This window comes from Streptomyces sp. NPDC034084, from assembly GCF_055575535.1.
Genome location: NZ_JBVISK010000011.1, coordinates 82,680 through 100,328, shown reverse-complemented (window position 1 = coordinate 100,328; position 17,649 = coordinate 82,680). Strand labels below are relative to the sequence as shown.

Sequence of the window (17,649 nt, the reverse complement as noted above, 5' to 3'; positions counted from 1 at the left end):
GCACGGCCCGTCAGCGGTCCGGAAGGACTGTGCCGTGGTGCGCCCTCACCCGACCTTGCCCGCCCAGCGGGCGCGTATCCGAAGGGAGGACCGTGACCCTCGGATTCGCTCCGCCCACAGCCACCTCGCTCAGATCGCCGTCCGAGTCCGCCAGCCGCCTCGCTCGGGTACTGGAACCCTCCGAGTGGGCCGCGGCGGGAATTCCCCTGCTGCGCAACCCTCGTGAGGTCGTCAACGGTCTCCACTCGCGTCACGCGCCCACGCCCTCGACGGCGGTCCTCGCCGTCCTGGACCACGAGGAGCGGCTCGCCGCCAGCGCCTCCTTCGTCCACCGCCCCGTCGCGGCGGACGGCTGGGAGTTCCGGAACGCGCTCCTGGCACATCTGCGGCGGGTCATTCCGCACGACCTGCGCAGACGCGCCCCCGTGCGGACCGCGGTCCTGCTGTACTGCCGCGAGGGCGACGAGCGCTGGACGGAGGAGGACGGAGCCTGGATGTGGGGGCTCCGGGACGCCTGCACGCTGCACGGACTCCGCTGTGGCGCGTACATCACGCTGACCGGCGCGGGCTGGCAGGTGCTCGGTGAGGGCCGCGGAGGCCGTCGGCCGAGCTCCGACTCTCTCCCCGTACCGCTGGGTGACGAGCCGGCCGAGCTCGCTCGCTTCACGCCCAGGACGGCGAGCGGCGCTACCGAACCCCTGCGCCGGGCCGCCGCCCGCTGACCCGCCGGCGCGGCGCCGGGCCCCGACGGGCCCGAGCGGCCCGAGGGGGACCCGGCGAAGGCGGCGACGCTCGGACGTCCCACGCGGGGGCGACCGCCGACAGCATCCCGCGCAAGAGGCTCCCCCCGAGCGGCCCGCCCGAAGAGCACCCGTCAGACGCCCGCGCCGGCTCCGAGGACAGCCGTGATGCGCTGGGGGTCACCGCAGACGACGAGCAGCGCGCCCGCGCGCTCCATCGCCGACGGAAGGGCCCGGGCGGCCGTCTCCTCGTCCCCGCCGTTGACGGCGACGATCACCACGGGACGGGCGGTGGCCCGCTCCACGGCGGAGGCAGCGGCGAAGAACACGTCGTCGCCGGTGTCCTGTTGGGCCCAGTAGGCGGCCTCACCGAAGGACAGCTCGTGAGCCGCCCACGGGTGCGGGTCGCCGGTGGTGAGGACCAGGATCTCGCCGGGCGCCCGTCCGCTCTCCAGGAGCAGGTCCAGAGCCTCCTCGGCGGCGTCGAGCGCACCGTCGACCGGGGCCGGGATCAACTGGAGCTGCGGGGTGGCGCGCTGGTCGGAACGATTCTCCGGCCGCTCGGCCGGAGCGTGCCCGGCAGTGGGCTGCGGGTGCGGCGCCGGCGCTGCGGGCCTGGCCGGACCCGGGCCGGGGCGTCCGGGACGCGGAGAGGCCGCGGAACGCGGGCCGGGTACGGGACGGGGGGTCGACGCGGGGCGGCCGGCGGCCGCGGCGGCGCGGGGACCCTGGGCGCTCTCGTGAATCTGAGGCTCCTCGGGGATGAGAGGCATGAATGGATGTCTATCAAACGCCGCTGCGCGAGACACCGGCGGGTGGGCACACATGTGCGCCCCGGCCACATGGACGTCCCTTGGACAGGGCCCCCGTGACCGGAAGTCAGAAGTCGAAGCCGAGTTGGCCCCCGCTCTCCAGCGCGGCCGCCTCGGCGGAGAGGCGGACCTTCTTGAGGTGGCGCCACTGGGGCAGGGCGTCCAGGTACGACCAGGAGAGCCGGTGGTACGGGGTGGGCCCACGCTCCGCGAGCGCCGCCTTGTGGACCGGCGAGGGGTAGCCCGCGTTGGCGCCGAAGGCGTATGCCGCGTAGGGACCGCCCTCGGCCTCCAACTCCGCCATGAGGGCGTCGCGCCGCACCTTCGCGATCACGGAGGCGGCCGCGACGGCGATGCAGGACTGGTCGCCCTTGATCACCGTACGGACCTGCCAGGGGCTGCCGAGGTAGTCGTGCTTCCCGTCGAGTATCACGGCGTCGGGCCGCACGGGGAGGCCTTCGAGGGCGCGGATGGCCGCGAGCCGCAGCGCCGCGGTCATGCCGAGCTCGTCGATCTCCTGGGGCGACGCGTCGCCGAGCGCGTACGCGGTGACCCACCCCTCCAGCTCGGCGGCCAGGGAGTTCCGGCGCTTGGGGGTGAGGAGCTTCGAGTCGGTGAGGCCCTCGGGGGCGCGGCGCAGGCCGGTGACGGCCGCGCACACCGTGACGGGTCCGGCCCAGGCCCCGCGTCCGACCTCGTCGACCCCGGCGACGATCCTGGCGCCGGTGGTGGCTCGGAGCGACCGCTCGACAGTGTGGGTGGGAGGTTCGTACGGCATGGCGCCAGACAGGTTACGCCGCCTGACGCCACCCGCGGTACCCGGTTTCGCCACAGAGGCCCCAAGACCCTTCCGGTCAGGCCCGGAGGCTCGTCTTCCGACCCTGGAGGCCCGTGCTCAGGCGCGTACCAGAGGCACCATGATCCGGTCGATCACGTCGGCGATCTCATTGTCGGGCCATTCGCTTCCGCACACCTTGGAGCGGTACATCATCATGGCGGGGATGACGTCGAGGACGAGGTCGTCGATCGCGTCGCGCCGCACCTCTCCTCGCGCGATTCCGTGCTGCAGAACCTCCCGGAAGAGGCGCTTCGACGGTTCGATCACGCCCGTCTCGATGAGTCCCTGGAAGCGCGCGGCGGACTCGGCGTCGCATTCGTGAAGCACGGCGCGCAGCGCGAAGCCGGGCTTGGAGAACATCACGTCCCGGACCCGGAGGCACAGCTCGTACAGGTCCTGGCGCACGGGGCCCGCGTCAGGGGCTTCGGCGAGCTTCGGCAGTCCGGTCTGGAGGGCGTCGGCGACGAGGTCTTCCTTCGACGGCCACCGCCGGTACACCGCGGCTTTGCCCGTCTGCGCGCCCACCGCGACACCCTCCATCGTGAGGCCGCTCCAGCCGACGCTGCTCAGCTGGTCGAGCGTGGCCTCCAGGATCGCCCGTTCGAGCACGGGTCCGCGGCGGCGCAGCGCCGTCCCCTCCGGCCGGGCGGCGGCCGTGGAGCGCGAAGTAACCATCAGGATCTCTCCGTTGACGCGATTCGTGTGACGCATTCGTCTTCTCGGCAGTGCCCAGTGAACGGTTGCGTTCACTGAGGGGGACTCACTACCGTGGCGAACAGTGAACGGGTGCGTTCACTAATTCATTCCGTGGGGGATCCATAGTGACAACTTCTCCGGTGGACACACAGACCGAGGACGGGCCGGCCCGCGCCGCAGGTCGGCCGGGCATCGCCTTGACCGTCATCGCCGCCTGCCAGCTCATGGTCGTCCTCGACGCCACCATCGTGAACATCGCGCTGCCGCACATCCAGGACGCGCTGTCCTTCTCGACCACCGACCTGTCGTGGGTGCTCAGTGCCTACACGCTCACGTTCGGCGGCCTTCTGCTCCTCGGCGGACGTGCCGGCGACATCCTGGGGCGCCGCCGGGTGTTCATGGCCGGCATCCTGCTCTTCACGTTCGCCTCACTGCTCGGCGGCTTCGCCCAGGAGCCCTGGCAGCTGCTCGCCGCGCGCGCCCTGCAGGGCGTGGGCGGCGCGATCGCCTCGCCCACCTCGCTCGCGCTGATCACCACGACGTTCCCCGAAGGACCGGAGCGCAACCGGGCGTTCGGCGTGTTCGCCGCGGTCTCCGCCGGTGGCGGCGCGATCGGCCTGCTCGCCGGCGGCGCGCTCACCGAGTGGCTCGACTGGCGCTGGGTCCTCTTCGTCAACGTGCCGATCGGCCTGCTGATCGTCTTCCTCACCCCGCGCTACATCGCTGAGTCCGAGCGTCACCCGGGCCGGTTCGACATCGCGGGCGCCACCACCTCGACGCTGGGCATGGCCGCGCTGGTCTACGGGTTCATCCGGGCCTCCGAGAAGGGGTGGAAGGACGGGGTGACCATCGGTTCCTTCGCCGCGGCGGTGGTCCTTCTCGTGGCGTTCGCCGTGGTCGAGTCGCGGGCCAGGGAACCGATCACGCCGCTGCGCATGTTCGCGGACCGCAACCGCTCGGGCACGTACGTCATCATGCTCAGCCTGTCGGCGGCCATGTTCGGCATGTTCTTCTTCGTCGTGCTGTGGGTGCAGAACGTCCTGGGCTACAGCCCGGTCCAGTCAGGGCTGGCCTTCCTTCCGGTGACCGTCGCGATCGGCGGCGGCGCGGGGCTCGCCCAGCGACTTCTGCCGGTCCTCGGCCCCAAGCCGTTCATGGTGACCGGCTCGGCGCTGACCGGCGTGGGTCTCTTCTGGCTGACGTTCATCTCGTCGGACAGCGGTTACGTCGCCGGCGTCCTCGGTCCGATGGTCGTCTTCGGCTTCGGCATGGGCCTCAACTTCGTGACGCTCACGCTGACGGCCGTCTCCGGGGTCGCCCCGCACGAGGCGGGGGCCGCCTCGGGTCTGCTCAACGCGACGCAGCAGGTCGGCGGCTCGCTCGGCCTCTCCATCCTGGTCACCGTCTTCGGCACGGCCAGCCGTGAGGAGGGCGAGAAGCAGCTGCCGGACTTCCTGGCGCACTCGACGCCCGAGCAGCAGGCCGAGGCTCTGAAGGCGAAGGAGCTGCCCGCGCCCTGGGGCCACGAGGTGCTGACCTCCGGCATCTCCTCGGCCTTCACGGCAGCCGTCGGCATGGTGCTGATCGCGCTGGTCACGGCCCTTCTGGTGATCCGGGTCCGCAAGAGTGACCTGGAAGCGCTGAGCGGCCGCGCCGAGGCCGCGGGACCGATCGCCTGAGCGCGTGCATCCGCGCGGGTGACCACGCGCCGATGTCCCCGGGGCCCGAGCGGGGTCCCGGGGACATCGCGCTGCGGCGACGTCCCACCCCTCACGCGTGGCGCGACGCCTCAGCCCGTCCTCTCCCGGACCCACCCCGGAAGCTCCTCCGTCTGCCGCAGCCAGTCCTCCGGCGGCGCGCCCGCCGCCGCGGAGGCGACCACTCCCCCGGCGATGGCGCAGGTCGTGTCGACATCGCCGCCGACCTGCGCCGTCGTCCAGAACACCCGCTCGAAGTCGCCGAGCCCGCGCGCGGCCGACCAGAGCGCGAAGGGGACCGTGTCGTGGGCGCTCGTCCGGCGCCCGCTGCCGAGCACCGCGGCGACCGTGTTCGCGTCGCCGTAGTCGAGCATGTCGCGGGCCCTGCGCAGCCCCGCCCCGACCGCGCTGCGCGGTACGAGGGCGATGACCCCGTCGAGCAGCGCTTCCGGCGTGGGCGGTCCGGCGGGGTCGGCGGCGATCGCGGCCGCGGCGGCGACGGCCATGGCTCCCACCACGGCTTCCCGGTGCTGGTGGGTGGTGTACGCGGAGATCTCCGCCTGGTGGGTGGCCTGCTCGGGGTCGTCGGCGTACCAGGCTCCCAGCGGGGCGATCCGCATCGCGGCGCCGTTGCCCCAGGACCCCTGCCCCTTGAAGAGCGCGGCGGCCAGCTCCCGCCAGTCGCCGCCCTCCCGGATGAGCCGGAGCATCCGGTTGACCGCCGGGCCGTAGCCCCGGTCGAAGTCGTGGTGCTCCGCGAAGGACATCGCCAGGGCGTCCTGGTCGATCCGGTGGTGGCGGGCGAGGACGGCCAGGACGGAGCAGGCCATCTCGGTGTCGTCGGTCCACTGCCAGGGGCCGGCGGGCAGCTCGCGCCGCTTCAGCAGGGGGTAGTGGGCGGGTACGAAGAACTGGGAGCCCAGGGCGTCTCCCACGGACAGCCCGCGCAGGCTGGCCAGGGCGCGGTCGAAGCGCCGGTCGAGTGAGGAGTCAGCGATCATCGGTCTGCCACTCTATCCGGTGGGGCCGTACGGTTCCGGGGTGCGCCAGCGTTCGAACGGCCTGTCCAGGCGGTATCTGCCGTCCTCGCCGAGCAGGAGCGTGCGGGTCTCGGCGTTGCCGGGGTTCGACAGCGACTCGAAGTCCGCGACGGTCCAGTGGAACCAGCGCATGCAGAACAGCCGCATGGTCAGCCCGTGGGTGACGAGCAGCACGTTGGGCGGGTGGTCGGGCGCCTCGAAGCTGCGGTACAGGCTCTCCAGGAACGCGCCGACGCGGTCGTAGACGTCCGCGCCGGACTCGCCCTGGGCGAAGCGGTAGAAGAAGTGCCCGTACGCGTCCCGGTAGGCCCTCTGCAGACGTACGTCCTCCCGATCCTGCCAGTTGCCCCAGTCCTGCTCCCGGAGCCTCGGCTCCTCCCGCACCCGGACCTGCTCCGCGGGGAGCCGGAACGCCCCGAGGGTCTCGTGGGTGCGGCGGTACGGCGAGACGTAGACGCTGACGGACTCCTTCCCGAAGAGCTCCCGCAGCCGTTCCCCCGTCTCCGCGGCCTGCCGCCACCCGGTCTCGGTCAGCCGCAGGGCGTGGTCGGGCTCGCGTTCGTACACCGTGTCATCGGCATTGCCCTCGGACTCTCCGTGCCGTACGAGAACGATGCGCCGCGGTCGTGCCATACCCCGACCCTAGATCGCGGCTCTCCGGCAGGCGCAGCCGAGGTGGCGCCCGGAGTCCATCCGGGGGAGGCGCCGGCTGGTTCAGACCGTCCAGGCCGGTTCGAGCTGGACCACGTCCCCGTCGAGAGCCGCCACGTCGGCCGCGGTACGGGCCCGCAGACCGAGCCGCTCCACGCGCTCGACCCGGTACTTTCCGTGTTCGGCCGCGGACTGCCACATCGACAGCACCAGGAACTCGCTGCCGGGCGCCTCGCCGAACAGGCCCCGCAGCATGCCGGGGGAACCGGCCATGGCCGGGTTCCAGACCTTCTCCTGCATGAGCGCGAAGTGCTCGGCACGGTCTTCGTGGACCCGGCAGTGGGCCACCCGCGCCACGTCGGCGTCGGCGAACCGCGGCTCGAACCCGGTCTTCACGTCGAAGCGGTGGTCGAAGAGCTTGACCTGGATGTCCTTGAAGGTGCCCACCTGCGCGGCGGCCAGCCGGTCGTGCGAGCGCGCCATGAACGAGTCGTAGAAGGCCCGGCTCTCCCAGAACGCGAAGATGTGGGCGACGTCCGGGCGACCCCGGCTCCACCCGCCGCCCTGTCCCCGGAATCCCGGCTCACCGAGCAGCCCCGCCCATTTCCGCTGTCCCCGCTCGAACCCACGACGGTCCACCACGGTGCAGCGAATCCACTTGACCAGCACCGCGCCATCGTACGGGGCCGGGGAGCGCCCCGGCAGACCCCTTCAGACGCCCGCCGCGTGCAGCCGCTCCAGCCCGGCGCGCTCCTCGTGGTCCAGTTCGATCCCGAATTCGGCGTCCAGCGTCTCCGCCAACTCGGCGGCCGCCACGATCCGCTCTTCCGCGGCGGATCCGTCGGCGTGGACCGTCGAGAGCCTCTCGCGCACGAGGGCCGTGCGCACGTCCGCGCCGGGCCGCTGGGCCACGACCTGGCCGAGGAAACGTGACTGCGGATGGGTGGAGCTGTAGTGGTTCATGACGGTGAAGTCACCGGGATAGAGGGTCTGCGGCGCGAAGGCGTACAGATCGGTCCAGCCCTCCGCGCGCAGCGAGCGCAGCACGTGGACGCCCTCGTCCTCGACGCCGATCCCGAACGTCCAGCCGCCCTGCTCCACGCGCGCCCCTTCCCGCACCGGCACGGGCTCCAGCGGACCCTGCCAGCCGAACCCGACGTCGGCGAGCCACTCTTCGCCCTCGACCGTGACGGCGAGGAGGGCGTGGGTGACCGGCGGCAGCGTCGCGCCCCGGGAGCGGTTGCGCGCGCCGCGGCCGGCCACCTGGAAGCCGATCCGTTCGAGGACCGCCGCGAAGAGGGAGTTCTGCTCGTAGCAGTAGCCGCCCCGGCGCCGCTCGACGAGCTTGTCCTGAAGACTCTTCAAATCCAGGGGAACCTGCCTGCCGAGGGCCACGTCGAGGTTCTCGAACGGGATGGCGGCGACGTGAGCTCGGTGAAGGGTCGTCAAGGTCCTCAGATCAGGGGCGGGTTCCCCGTCCCGCCCCATGTCGTATCCGATTCGAGCCAGATATGCGTCGAGATCCAGCTCGTCACCGCTCCACAAACCGCTCTCCCCCTCAAGCGCCGGGCCCTCTGTCGTAGGCACATGACACCATGAGTGATCGGCCCACGACCACGGGCTTTTGGACGGGCTGATGACCGGGGCCGAACGGCTTGGCCGACGGTACGTGGCGAGGTACGAGGCGAGGCGTGCGCGGGGGCGCGCGCGGAGAGGGGAAGCACCATGAGCGGACTCAACAAGGGAGTGGGACGCGTCGAGGTCACGCTCAGGTGGGACCCCGCCCCGGCCGGCGCACCGGCCCACGACCTGGATCTCGTGGCCGGTGTCTTCGCCGCGGGCGACCCGTACGGCGCTCCGGTCCAGCTGGTGCACTTCGGCAGCCGATCCCCGGACGGCACGATCACGCTGCACCGCGACAGCCGTACGGGGCAGGGATTCGGCTACGACGAGGCCATGACCCTGGAGCTCGACCGGCTGGACGCGCGGTACGCGCGCGTGGTGGTGGGCGTGGCCATACAGCAGGGCGGCGGGCGGCTGACCTTCGGGGACATAGCGAACACGGGGATACGCGTCCGCGAGGGCTACACCGACCTGCTGACCCACGACTTCGCGGACGTCCCCGGGGCTCTTTCGGCGACCGTCGTGGAGTTCACCCGCGAGGGGGCGGACGGCTGGTCGTACCGAGCGATCAGCCGCGGCTTCGACGCCGACCCGCAGACCTTCGGCACGCTCCTGGGCTCCGCGGCGTCCTGACACGCGGAAAGGGGCGCCGACCGGTGGTCGGCGCCCCTTCACGGGCGGTCCGGTGCGCTCAGCGGCTTCCGCCCCTCAGCGCACCGGCCGGTGTCAGCTGCAGCCGCTGGTCGAGCCGCAGCCCTCGCAGATGTAGCAGGAGCCGGCCCGCTGCATCTTCGTACCGCAGGAGAAGCAGAGCGGGGCGTCGGCGCTGATGCCGAGCTGCATCTCGACGAGCTCCGCGGAGGTGTGGGCCTGCTTCGGGGCCGGGACCTCGGCCTTCGGGGCCGGGGCGGCGGCGACGGCCTTCAGCTCCGGCGTGCGGGGCGCGGACTGGGCTAGGGCCTCGACGTCGACGTCCTCGTCCTCGGGCTGCTCGTACGAGCCGGTGTCCAGGTGGCGCTGGCGCTCCTCGGCCGAGTGGATGCCGAGGGCGGAGCGGGTCTCGAAGGGCAGGAAGTCCAGCGCCAGGCGGCGGAAGATGTAGTCGACGATCGACTGCGCCATCCGCACGTCCGGGTCGTCCGTCATGCCGGCCGGCTCGAAGCGCATGTTGGTGAACTTCGAGACGTAGGTCTCGAGCGGGACGCCGTACTGCAGGCCGACGGAGACGGCGATGGAGAAGGCGTCCATCATGCCCGCGAGGGTCGAGCCCTGCTTGGACATCTTCAGGAAGACCTCGCCGAGACCGTCGTCCGGGTAGGAGTTGGCGGTCATGTAGCCCTCGGCACCGCCGACGGTGAAGGAGGTGGTGATCCCCGGACGGCCCTTGGGCAGACGCTTGCGGACCGGGCGGTACTCGACGACCTTCTCGACGGCCTCGCGGATCGTCGCCTCGGACTTCGCGGTGACCTCGGCCTTCTCCTCCTCCTTCTTCTTGGCGGAGAGCGGCTGGCCGACCTTGCAGTTGTCGCGGTAGATCGCGAGCGCCTTGACGCCCATCTTCCAGGCCTCGAAGTAGACCTCCTCGACGTCCTCGACCGTGGCCGTCTCCGGCAGGTTCACGGTCTTGGAGAGGGCGCCGGAGATCCACGGCTGGATGGCGGCCATCATGCGGACGTGGCCCATCGCGGAGATGGAGCGCTCGCCCATGGCGCAGTCGAAGACCTCGTAGTGCTCGGTCTTCAGACCGGGGGCGTCGATCACATTGCCGTTCTCGGCGATGTGGGCGACGATCGCCTCGATCTGCTCCTCCTGGTAGCCCAGGCGGCGCAGGGCCTGCGGGACGGTGCCGTTGACGATCTGCATCGAGCCGCCGCCGACGAGCTTCTTGAACTTGACCAGGGCGAGGTCGGGCTCGAGGCCGGTGGTGTCGCAGGACATCGCGAGACCGATGGTGCCGGTGGGGGCGATGACCGAGGCCTGGGCGTTGCGGAAGCCGTTCTTGGCGCCGAGGCGGATCACGTCCTGCCAGGCCTCCGTGGCGGCGGCCCAGATCGGCGAGTCCAGGTCGTCCACGCGGACGGCCTTGGCGTTCTCGTCGGCGTGCTGCCGCATGACGCGCTGGTGCGGCTCGGCGTTGCGGGCGTAACCGTCGTAGGCGCCGACGACCGCGGCGAGCTCGGCGGAGCGCCTGTACGAGGTGCCGGTCATCAGGGAGGTGATGGCGCCGGCGAGGGCGCGGCCGCCGTCGGAGTCGTACGCGTGGCCGGTCGCCATCAGCAGGGCGCCGAGGTTGGCGTAGCCGATGCCGAGCTGGCGGAAGGCGCGGGTGTTCTCGCCGATCTTCTGGGTGGGGAAGTCGGCGAAGCAGATGGAGATGTCCATCGCGGTGATGACGAGCTCGACGACCTTGGCGAAGCGCTCGACCTCGAAGGACTGGTTGCCCTTGCCGTCGTCCTTGAGGAACTTCATCAGGTTCAGCGAGGCGAGGTTGCAGGACGTGTTGTCCAGGTGCATGTACTCGCTGCACGGGTTCGAGCCGTTGATGCGGCCGGACTCGGGGCAGGTGTGCCAGTGGTTGATCGTGTCGTCGTACTGGATGCCCGGGTCGGCGCAGGCCCACGCGGCCTCGGCCATCTTGCGGAAGAGCGCCTTGGCGTCGACCTCCTCGATGACCTCGCCGGTCATGCGCGAGGTGAGGCCGAACTTCCCGCCGGACTCGACGGCCTTCATGAACGTGTCGTTCACGCGGACGGAGTTGTTGGCGTTCTGGTACTGGACGGACGTGATGTCGTCGCCGCCCAGGTCCATGTCGAAGCCCGCGTCACGGAGGGCGCGGATCTTCTCCTCCTCCTTGACCTTGGTCTGGATGAAGTCCTCGATGTCGGGGTGGTCGACGTCGAGGATGACCATCTTGGCCGCGCGACGGGTGGCGCCGCCCGACTTGATCGTTCCCGCGGAGGCGTCGGCGCCGCGCATGAAGGAGACCGGGCCGGAGGCGTTGCCACCGGAGGAGAGCAGCTCCTTGGAGGAGCGGATACGGGAGAGGTTCAGGCCGGCGCCGGAGCCGCCCTTGAAGATCATGCCCTCTTCCTTGTACCAGTCGAGGATGGACTCCATGGAGTCGTCGACGGACAGGATGAAGCAGGCGGAGACCTGCTGGGGCTGCGGCGTGCCGACGTTGAACCAGACCGGCGAGTTGAAGCTGAAGATCTGGTGCAGGAGGGCGTAGGCCAGCTCGTGCTCGAAGATCTCGGCGTCGGCGGGCGAGGCGAAGTAGCCGTGCTCCTCGCCGGCCTTCGTGTACGTCTTCACGATCCGGTCGATGAGCTGCTTGAGACCGGTCTCGCGCTGCGGGGTGCCGACGGCCCCCCGGAAGTACTTGCTGGTGACGATGTTGACCGCGTTCACCGACCAGAAGTCGGGGAACTCGACGCCACGCTGCTCGAAGTTGATCGAGCCGTCGCGCCAGTTGGTCATGACGACGTCACGGCGCTCCCAGGCCACCTCGTCGTACGGATGCACGCCGGGGGTGGTGTGGATGCGCTCGATGCGCAGGCCCTTGCTCGCCGGCTTGGCTCCCTTGGTGCGGGAACCACGTGCCGGGCCGCTCGCCGTCTCTGTCATGCCGCCTCCCATATACGGGCAAAACACACTTTGGCACCCAGAAAGTCCCAGGGCACCGTCTTCTGTACGTCGTTCTGTACTGCTGCCACAGGGACCACAGGGGTCACCCGGGGCACGTATGCCGGGCCGCTCGGCGGCCGGTCGCCGGGCCGCCGGGCGGCCCGGACCGCCGGTCAGTCGGCGGCGGTGGCGGGAACGGGGACCTCGGGGGTCGCACCGGTCCCACGGTTCTCAGCGGGAGGCCGCACGCGGAGTTCCGCGATGGCGGCCTCGAAGTCTTCGAGGCTGTCGAAAGCCTTGTACACGGACGCGAAGCGCAGGTACGCGACCAGGTCGAGCTCCTGCAAGGGGCCGAGGATGGCCAGACCCACGTCGTGGGTGGTCAGCTCGGCGCTCCCGGTGGCGCGCACCGCCTCCTCGACCCGCTGGCCGAGCTTGGCGAGGGCGTCCTCGGTGACCGGTCGTCCCTGGCACGCCTTGCGCACGCCGGAGATGACCTTGGTACGGCTGAAGGGCTCGGTGACGCCGGAGCGCTTCACCACCATGAGCGAGCACGTCTCCACCGTCGTGAAACGACGGGAGCAGTCGGGGCACTGGCGACGACGCCGGATCGACGTCCCGTCGTCGGTGGTGCGACTGTCGACGACGCGGCTGTCAGGGTGCCTGCAGAAGGGGCAGTGCATTGGTTCCAACCCTCCTAGCGGCACGACTGACGAGCCTCGCCCGGCCCGTCAAGGCCCTGCGAAGCGACCACCAGCATAGGCGATGCGGGCACCCCCGGCAGACCGGGGACCACTACCCCTGGGTGGTCGATGCCATCCAACCACTAGATCTTGGGTTGGGGGTACTTCGGGGCCCTCCGCGTGTCGCGGGGCGGACGCTCCCGGGGATCCACGCCTCCAGGTGCGACACTGGGCCGGCGCACCGCGCGCTCGCGACCCAGCGGGGAAGGCTACCGTAACGGTCGATTCGGACGGCGGAGCGAGTGCTCATACACCCCCGCACATACGCACGTAAGGCAATCTGCGAATTTTCACTCGAACGTGTGTTTGGCGCAACCTTTCGAAAGCTACTACCGTTGTGCCAGCCAGGGAGACCATTCGAGAGGGGCCGACGACGTGACCACCACCGCAGACAGTGCCACCATCACCGCCCAGGACCGCTCCCAGGGCCGACTCGAGCCGGTGCACGCCATGAATGACGTAAGCATGAACGGCGAGGAGCCCGGGCGACCTGCCCGCGCCCTTCCCGGGCGACCTCCAGGCATCCGTGCCGACAGCTCCGGGCTCACCGACCGGCAGCGCAGGGTCATCGAAGTCATCCGCGACTCGGTCCAGCGGCGCGGCTACCCGCCGTCGATGCGGGAGATCGGGCAGGCGGTCGGCCTCTCCAGCACCTCCTCGGTGGCGCACCAGCTCATGGCGCTGGAGCGCAAGGGCTTCCTCCGCCGCGACCCGCACCGGCCGCGCGCCTACGAGGTCCGGGGATCCGACCAGCCGAGCACCCAGCCGACGGACACCACCGGCAAGCCGGCCGCGTCGTACGTCCCGCTGGTCGGCCGGATCGCGGCCGGTGGCCCGATCCTGGCAGAGGAGTCCGTCGAGGACGTCTTCCCCCTCCCCCGCCAGCTGGTGGGCGACGGCGAGCTGTTCGTCCTGAAGGTCGTCGGCGACTCGATGATCGAGGCCGCCATCTGTGACGGCGACTGGGTCACCGTCCGCCGTCAGCCCGTCGCGGAGAACGGGGACATCGTCGCCGCGATGCTCGACGGCGAGGCCACCGTCAAGCGTTTCAAGCGCGAGGACGGCCATGTCTGGCTGCTCCCGCACAACGCGGCGTACCAGCCCATCCCCGGCGACGAGGCCACCATCCTCGGCAAGGTCGTGGCGGTGCTGCGGCGGGTGTGACACCCCCGCCGGCTCTGACCGGGCCCCGGGACCCCCTGCGCCGGTCCCGGGGCCCTGCCGTGTCCGCAGGGCCCTGCCCCCCCCGGAGGGCCGGGGGCTCTCCGGCCCCGAGCCTCAGACGGCGGCCGTCTTCGAGGCCGCGTCGATGGCCGCGAGCGACCTGCGGACCTGGTTGCGGTCCGTCGTGTACCAGAAGTCGGGCAGCGAGGCCTTCAGATAGCTGCCGTAACGCGCGGTGGCCAGTCGGGGATCGAGGACCGCCACGACCCCCCGGTCACCGGTGGCCCGCACCAGACGGCCCGCGCCCTGCGCCATCAGCAGGGCCGCGTGCGTCGCGGCGACGGCCATGAAGCCGTTCCCACCGGCCTCCTCGACGGCCTTCTGCCGGGCGCTCATGAGCGGGTCGTCCGGGCGCGGGAACGGGATCTTGTCCATGACGACCAGCTGACAGCTGGGCCCCGGGACGTCCACGCCCTGCCAGAGCGACAGCGTGCCGAAGAGACAGGTCTTCGGATCGGCCGCGAAGTTCTTGATCAACTCGCCCAGGGTGTCCTCGCCCTGGAGCAGGATGGGCAGCTCCGGGATCCGGGTCCGCAGCTCCTCCGCCGCCTGCTGCGCGGCGCGCATGGAGGAGAAGAGGCCGAGGGTCCGCCCGCCGGCCGCCTGCATCAGTTCGGTGAGCTCGTCGAGCATGTCGCCCCGCTCCCCGTCCCGCGCGGGGCGCGAGAGGTGCTTGGCGACGTACAGGATGCCCTGCTTCGGATAGTCGAACGGGGAGCCGACGTCGATGCCCTTCCAGACGGGCAGATCGTCGCCCTTGGTGCCCTCCGGGGCCAGTCCGAGGGACGCGCCGACCCCGTTGAAGTCGCCGCCGAGCTTGAGCGTGGCCGAGGCGAGCACCACGGACCGCTCCTTGAACAGCTTCTCCCGCAGCAGGCCCGAGACGGACAGCGGCGCGACCCGCACCGAGGCACCGAAGCGGTCGTGACGCTCGTACCAGACGACGTCGTACTCGGAACCCTGGGTGATCCGCTCCGCCACGCCGTGCACGGTCTCCACGGAGGCCATGGCCTGCTTGCGCACCGCGTCCTCGTCCTGCACGGCCCGGTCCCGGGTGTTGCCCAGGGCCGTGATCACGGCGCGGGCCGCGTCGCGCAGCGCCATCAACGCGTACGCGAGGTCCTCCGGGATCTCCTCCAGGCGGCCCGGAAGCGCCAGCTCCATGACGCGTTCGAAGCCCTCCGCGGCGGTCTGCAGCTGGTCCGCCGTCTTCTCGTCCACCAGCTTCGCGGCCCTGCGTACGGCACGGTTGACCTGGCCCGGCGTGAGCTCGCCGGTGGCGACACCGGTGACCCGGGAGACCAGCTCATGGGCCTCGTCGACGATCAGCACCTCGTGCTGCGGGAGCACCGGGGCGCCCTCGATGGCGTCGATGGCGAGCAGCGCGTGGTTGGTCACGACGACGTCCGCGAGCTTGGCACGCTCGCGTGCCGCCTCGGCGAAGCACTCCGGCCCGTAGGCGCACTTGCTGGCGCCGAGGCACTCCCGGGAGGAGACGGAGACCTGGGCCCATGCCTTGTCGGAGACACCCGGCGTCAGGTCGTCCCGGTCGCCGGTCTCCGTCTCGTCCGACCAGTCCCGCAGCCGCAGCAGGTCCTGACCCAGCTTGCTCGTGGGCGCGGCCGCCTCGAAGGGGTCGAAGAGACCGTCCTCCTCGTCCTGCGGAACGCCTTCGTGGAGCCGGTGCAGACAGAGGTAGTTCGACCGGCCCTTGAGCATGGCGAACTGCGGCCGGCGGCGCAGCTGCGGGTGCAGCGCCTCGACCGTCCGGGGAAGATCGCGCTCGACGAGCTGACGCTGGAGCGCCAGGGTGGCCGTGGCCACCACCACTCGCTCGCCCTGGGCCAGCGCCGGCACGAGGTAGCCGAGCGACTTGCCCGTGCCGGTTCCGGCCTGGACGAGGAGGTGGGAGTTGTCGTCGATGGCCTCGGCCACGGCCTCGGCCATGGTGACCTGGCCGGGTCGCTCCGTGCCGCCGACGGCGGAGACGGCGGCGTGGAGGAGGTCGGGGAGGGATGGCTTCGTCATAGCCCTTCCAGACTACGGGGCGGCAGTGACAGCCAGGTCACGCGAGCACCTCACGCGAGCGGGTTGGGGACGGTGCCGTGGACGGCCGCGTGCGGACGCTCGGGCCGGTCCCGGTAGCCGTCCAGGTGCAGACGGTTGCGGTTGAGACAGAGCCTCTCGATTCGGGGCGCCAGGAGGTCGAAGAGCTCGAACCGTTCCTTCAGCTCGGGGAAGCGCGCCTGGTAGCGCAGGATCTCCGCTCGGACCAGGCTCCAGAAATCCTCCTCGGAGACGCCGAGTTGTTCCTCGCAGAGCGGCGCCAGGTAGCGGAAGACGCCGACGAAGAGCCCCGAATGGATGAACTGGATCAGGAAGTCGGGTCGCTCGGTGAGGAGGACGGAGCGGACGTCGTCGGGGAGCGTGTCGTGCTCGGGCAGCGGCTGCGCGCTGATGTTCACGTCGTCGACGAAATCCTTGATCGCCAGACGGACGGGGACGTCGTCGCCGTCGTGGACGACGATGGCGTTCTCTCCGTGCGGGGAGAAGACCGTGCCGTAGCGGTAGAGGAAGTGCAGCAGCGGGGGCAGCAGGGCGGCGAAGAGACGCTGGAGCCAGACGGCGGGGGCGAGGCCGGAGCGCTCGACGAGTTCGGCGACGAACGCCCGCCCCTCCGGATCGGTGTGGAGGAGGGAGGCGAGGGTGCGGGCTCGCTCGCCCGGCGGGAGCCGCAGCGGCTCGCGCCAGATCGCGCCGAGCAGTTCCTTGTACTGGTACGGGACTTCGGGCAACCGGTCGTAGAGGGGGTGCTCGACCGTCACGGACGCGACCTCCCCGAGGAGGATCACTCCGCACTCGTCCCGCAGGAACGGATCGGCTTCGCGCAGGCCGTGGACCCAGGCGGTCACGGCGGGCGCGGCGAGGGTGCGTTCGGTGGGCAGTCCGCGCCAGACGAGGGTGTTGAGCACCGACAGCGGCAGCTTGACCGTGTGCCGGTCGGGCCGGCTGGTGTTGAGGAAGGTACGGACGGACTGCTGCGGCAGGCGGAGGTCGCCGTCGGTGGGGAGCGGGACGATGCTTCCCGCGGCGATGGCCGGGGCGTAGAGCGGCAGCAGGATCTCGTCCCACTGCCACGGGTGGACCGGGAGCAGCAGGTAGCCGTCGGGTTCGTGGCCGCGGGCGGTCAGCGCGGCGCGGAAGGCGGCGTGGACGTCGGGGTCGAGTTCTCGGGCGTAGAGCCGGTCGGGGGTGTCGAGGCCGGGCACGCCCCGGTAGGCGGCGAGGCGGTTGCTGACGGCGATCCACGGCAGTCGGGTGGCGCGACGGGCCTCGGGGGCCCAGCGGGCGGCGTCGGTGGCGGAGAAACCGACGCGGCCCTTGTTGAGGACGAGCCAGGGGTGGCCGGTCTGGTGGCCTTCGAGTTCGGCGTAGGAGAGCTCGGCGAGCCGGTCGGCGGTGAGGGCCGTGTGGTCGAGGCGGGCGTCGGCGGCCAGGGTGGCGGACAGCTCGCGGATCAGATGGCCGAGGGTGGCGCCGTCGAGCCGGAGGAGGCGGCGGGCGCGGACCAGGAAGTCGAAGGGGTCGTTGAGGGGCCGGCCCTCGTGGGTGACCGAGTCGGCGGTGACGTGCCAGCTGCCGTAGGCGCCGCGGCGGGCGCGGAAGGTGAGGGTGGTGCCGTCGTCGAGCCGGAGGGCGTGCCGGTCGGGCTCGCCTTCGTCGTCCAGGGGGACGGGTTCGATGATCTCCTCGTAGGCGAACTCGGAGAGGGCCTTGGCGAGGAGCCGGGAGGACGCCCGGGTCCAGGCTGCGGCGTTCAGCTCGGGAGGCGCGAGCAGCTCGGGCGCCGGGCCGGTGACAGGGGCGGGAGCCGGGGAGGCGGGTGGTGCGGAGTCGTGTGGTGCGGGGGACGTCGACACGAGGACTCCTCGGGGTGGGAACCGCTGTGGGTCGAGCGGTG

At 71.3% G+C, this 17,649-nt stretch carries 15 protein-coding genes; 4 read left to right on the top strand and 11 right to left on the bottom strand.

Going from position 1 to position 17,649, the window contains the following annotated elements:
* Positions 1–92 precede the first annotated feature (92 nt).
* Positions 93–722, top strand: a complete 630-nt coding sequence (locus ACZ51I_RS30255; protein ID WP_468882178.1) for a hypothetical protein — start codon at positions 93–95, stop codon at positions 720–722.
* A gap of 152 nt (positions 723–874) precedes the next feature.
* Here the strand turns inward: ACZ51I_RS30255 and ACZ51I_RS30250 are convergent, their stop codons facing one another.
* From ACZ51I_RS30250 to ACZ51I_RS30240, 3 genes are all read right to left on the bottom strand, one after another.
* Positions 875–1,513, bottom strand: coding sequence for a hypothetical protein (locus tag ACZ51I_RS30250; RefSeq protein ID WP_468882175.1), 639 nt, complete (start codon positions 1,511–1,513; stop codon positions 875–877).
* A gap of 106 nt (positions 1,514–1,619) precedes the next feature.
* On the bottom strand, positions 1,620–2,330 hold the full coding sequence (locus ACZ51I_RS30245) for a ribonuclease HII (protein WP_468882173.1): 711 nt from the start codon (positions 2,328–2,330) through the stop codon (positions 1,620–1,622).
* A gap of 117 nt (positions 2,331–2,447) precedes the next feature.
* Complete coding sequence (locus tag ACZ51I_RS30240) at positions 2,448–3,065, bottom strand: TetR/AcrR family transcriptional regulator (RefSeq protein ID WP_468882236.1); 618 nt, start codon at positions 3,063–3,065, stop codon at positions 2,448–2,450.
* 146 nt (positions 3,066–3,211) lie between these two features.
* Here ACZ51I_RS30240 and ACZ51I_RS30235 point away from each other — a divergent pair, with 146 nt between their 5' ends.
* Complete coding sequence (locus ACZ51I_RS30235; RefSeq protein ID WP_468882170.1) at positions 3,212–4,765, top strand: MFS transporter; 1,554 nt, start codon at positions 3,212–3,214, stop codon at positions 4,763–4,765.
* Between the two features lie 110 nt (positions 4,766–4,875).
* Here ACZ51I_RS30235 and ACZ51I_RS30230 read toward each other — a convergent pair whose 3' ends face one another.
* The 4 genes from ACZ51I_RS30230 to ACZ51I_RS30215 all read right to left on the bottom strand — a co-directional run bounded on the left by ACZ51I_RS30230 (position 4,876) and on the right by ACZ51I_RS30215 (position 7,962).
* Positions 4,876–5,784 (bottom strand): ADP-ribosylglycohydrolase family protein, encoded by a 909-nt coding sequence (locus ACZ51I_RS30230; protein WP_468882169.1) that lies wholly within the window; start codon positions 5,782–5,784, stop codon positions 4,876–4,878.
* A 12-nt stretch (positions 5,785–5,796) separates the two neighbouring features.
* Positions 5,797–6,456 (bottom strand): histidine phosphatase family protein, encoded by a 660-nt coding sequence (locus tag ACZ51I_RS30225; protein WP_468882167.1) that lies wholly within the window; start codon positions 6,454–6,456, stop codon positions 5,797–5,799.
* Between the two features lie 81 nt (positions 6,457–6,537).
* Entirely contained in the window at positions 6,538–7,143 is a 606-nt protein-coding gene (locus ACZ51I_RS30220) for a YdbC family protein (RefSeq protein WP_468882165.1), read from the bottom strand.
* Between the two features lie 42 nt (positions 7,144–7,185).
* Positions 7,186–7,962 (bottom strand): arylamine N-acetyltransferase family protein, encoded by a 777-nt coding sequence (locus ACZ51I_RS30215; protein ID WP_468882163.1) that lies wholly within the window; start codon positions 7,960–7,962, stop codon positions 7,186–7,188.
* A gap of 237 nt (positions 7,963–8,199) precedes the next feature.
* On the opposite strand from ACZ51I_RS30215, the gene ACZ51I_RS30210 reads away from it, so the two are divergent.
* On the top strand, positions 8,200–8,730 hold the full coding sequence (locus ACZ51I_RS30210; RefSeq protein WP_468882160.1) for a TerD family protein: 531 nt from the start codon (positions 8,200–8,202) through the stop codon (positions 8,728–8,730).
* Positions 8,731–8,823: 93 nt separating this feature from the next.
* Here ACZ51I_RS30210 and ACZ51I_RS30205 read toward each other — a convergent pair whose 3' ends face one another.
* A complete protein-coding gene (locus ACZ51I_RS30205) occupies positions 8,824–11,721 on the bottom strand; it encodes a vitamin B12-dependent ribonucleotide reductase (protein WP_468882157.1) in 2,898 nt (965 codons plus the stop codon).
* 173 nt (positions 11,722–11,894) lie between these two features.
* The gene (gene nrdR / locus ACZ51I_RS30200) at positions 11,895–12,404 is read right to left on the bottom strand and encodes a transcriptional regulator NrdR (RefSeq protein WP_030325324.1); all 510 of its coding nucleotides are present in this window, start codon (positions 12,402–12,404) and stop codon (positions 11,895–11,897) included.
* Positions 12,405–12,839: 435 nt separating this feature from the next.
* Here nrdR and lexA point away from each other — a divergent pair, with 435 nt between their 5' ends.
* The gene (gene lexA, locus ACZ51I_RS30195; protein WP_030687295.1) at positions 12,840–13,628 is read left to right on the top strand and encodes a transcriptional repressor LexA; all 789 of its coding nucleotides are present in this window, start codon (positions 12,840–12,842) and stop codon (positions 13,626–13,628) included.
* Between the two features lie 114 nt (positions 13,629–13,742).
* On the opposite strand, the gene ACZ51I_RS30190 is transcribed toward lexA, so the two are convergent.
* Both ACZ51I_RS30190 and ACZ51I_RS30185 read right to left on the bottom strand, forming a co-directional pair.
* Positions 13,743–15,716 carry an ATP-dependent DNA helicase gene (locus ACZ51I_RS30190; RefSeq protein WP_468882153.1) on the bottom strand — a complete coding sequence of 658 codons (1,974 nt, stop codon included), beginning with the start codon at positions 15,714–15,716 and terminating at the stop codon, positions 13,743–13,745.
* A gap of 50 nt (positions 15,717–15,766) precedes the next feature.
* Complete coding sequence (locus ACZ51I_RS30185) at positions 15,767–17,608, bottom strand: IucA/IucC family protein (protein WP_468882150.1); 1,842 nt, start codon at positions 17,606–17,608, stop codon at positions 15,767–15,769.
* Between the last annotated feature and the right edge of the window lie 41 nt (positions 17,609–17,649).

Excerpts from the sequence above, each read along its gene's own strand:
- ACZ51I_RS30250 (WP_468882175.1), bottom strand. The coding sequence starts at position 1,513 with ATGCCTCTCATCCCCGAGGAGCCTCAGATTCACGAGAGCGCCCAGGGT.
- ACZ51I_RS30215 (WP_468882163.1), bottom strand. The coding sequence starts at position 7,962 with ATGGGGCGGGACGGGGAACCCGCCCCTGATCTGAGGACCTTGACGACC.
- ACZ51I_RS30225 (WP_468882167.1), bottom strand. The coding sequence starts at position 6,456 with ATGGCACGACCGCGGCGCATCGTTCTCGTACGGCACGGAGAGTCCGAG.
- ACZ51I_RS30230 (WP_468882169.1), bottom strand. The coding sequence starts at position 5,784 with ATGATCGCTGACTCCTCACTCGACCGGCGCTTCGACCGCGCCCTGGCC.
- nrdR (WP_030325324.1), bottom strand. The coding sequence starts at position 12,404 with ATGCACTGCCCCTTCTGCAGGCACCCTGACAGCCGCGTCGTCGACAGT.
- ACZ51I_RS30190 (WP_468882153.1), bottom strand. The coding sequence starts at position 15,716 with ATGACGAAGCCATCCCTCCCCGACCTCCTCCACGCCGCCGTCTCCGCC.
- ACZ51I_RS30245 (WP_468882173.1), bottom strand. The coding sequence starts at position 2,330 with ATGCCGTACGAACCTCCCACCCACACTGTCGAGCGGTCGCTCCGAGCC.
- ACZ51I_RS30205 (WP_468882157.1), bottom strand. The coding sequence starts at position 11,721 with ATGACAGAGACGGCGAGCGGCCCGGCACGTGGTTCCCGCACCAAGGGA.
- ACZ51I_RS30210 (WP_468882160.1), top strand. The coding sequence starts at position 8,200 with ATGAGCGGACTCAACAAGGGAGTGGGACGCGTCGAGGTCACGCTCAGG.
- ACZ51I_RS30240 (WP_468882236.1), bottom strand. The coding sequence starts at position 3,065 with ATGGTTACTTCGCGCTCCACGGCCGCCGCCCGGCCGGAGGGGACGGCG.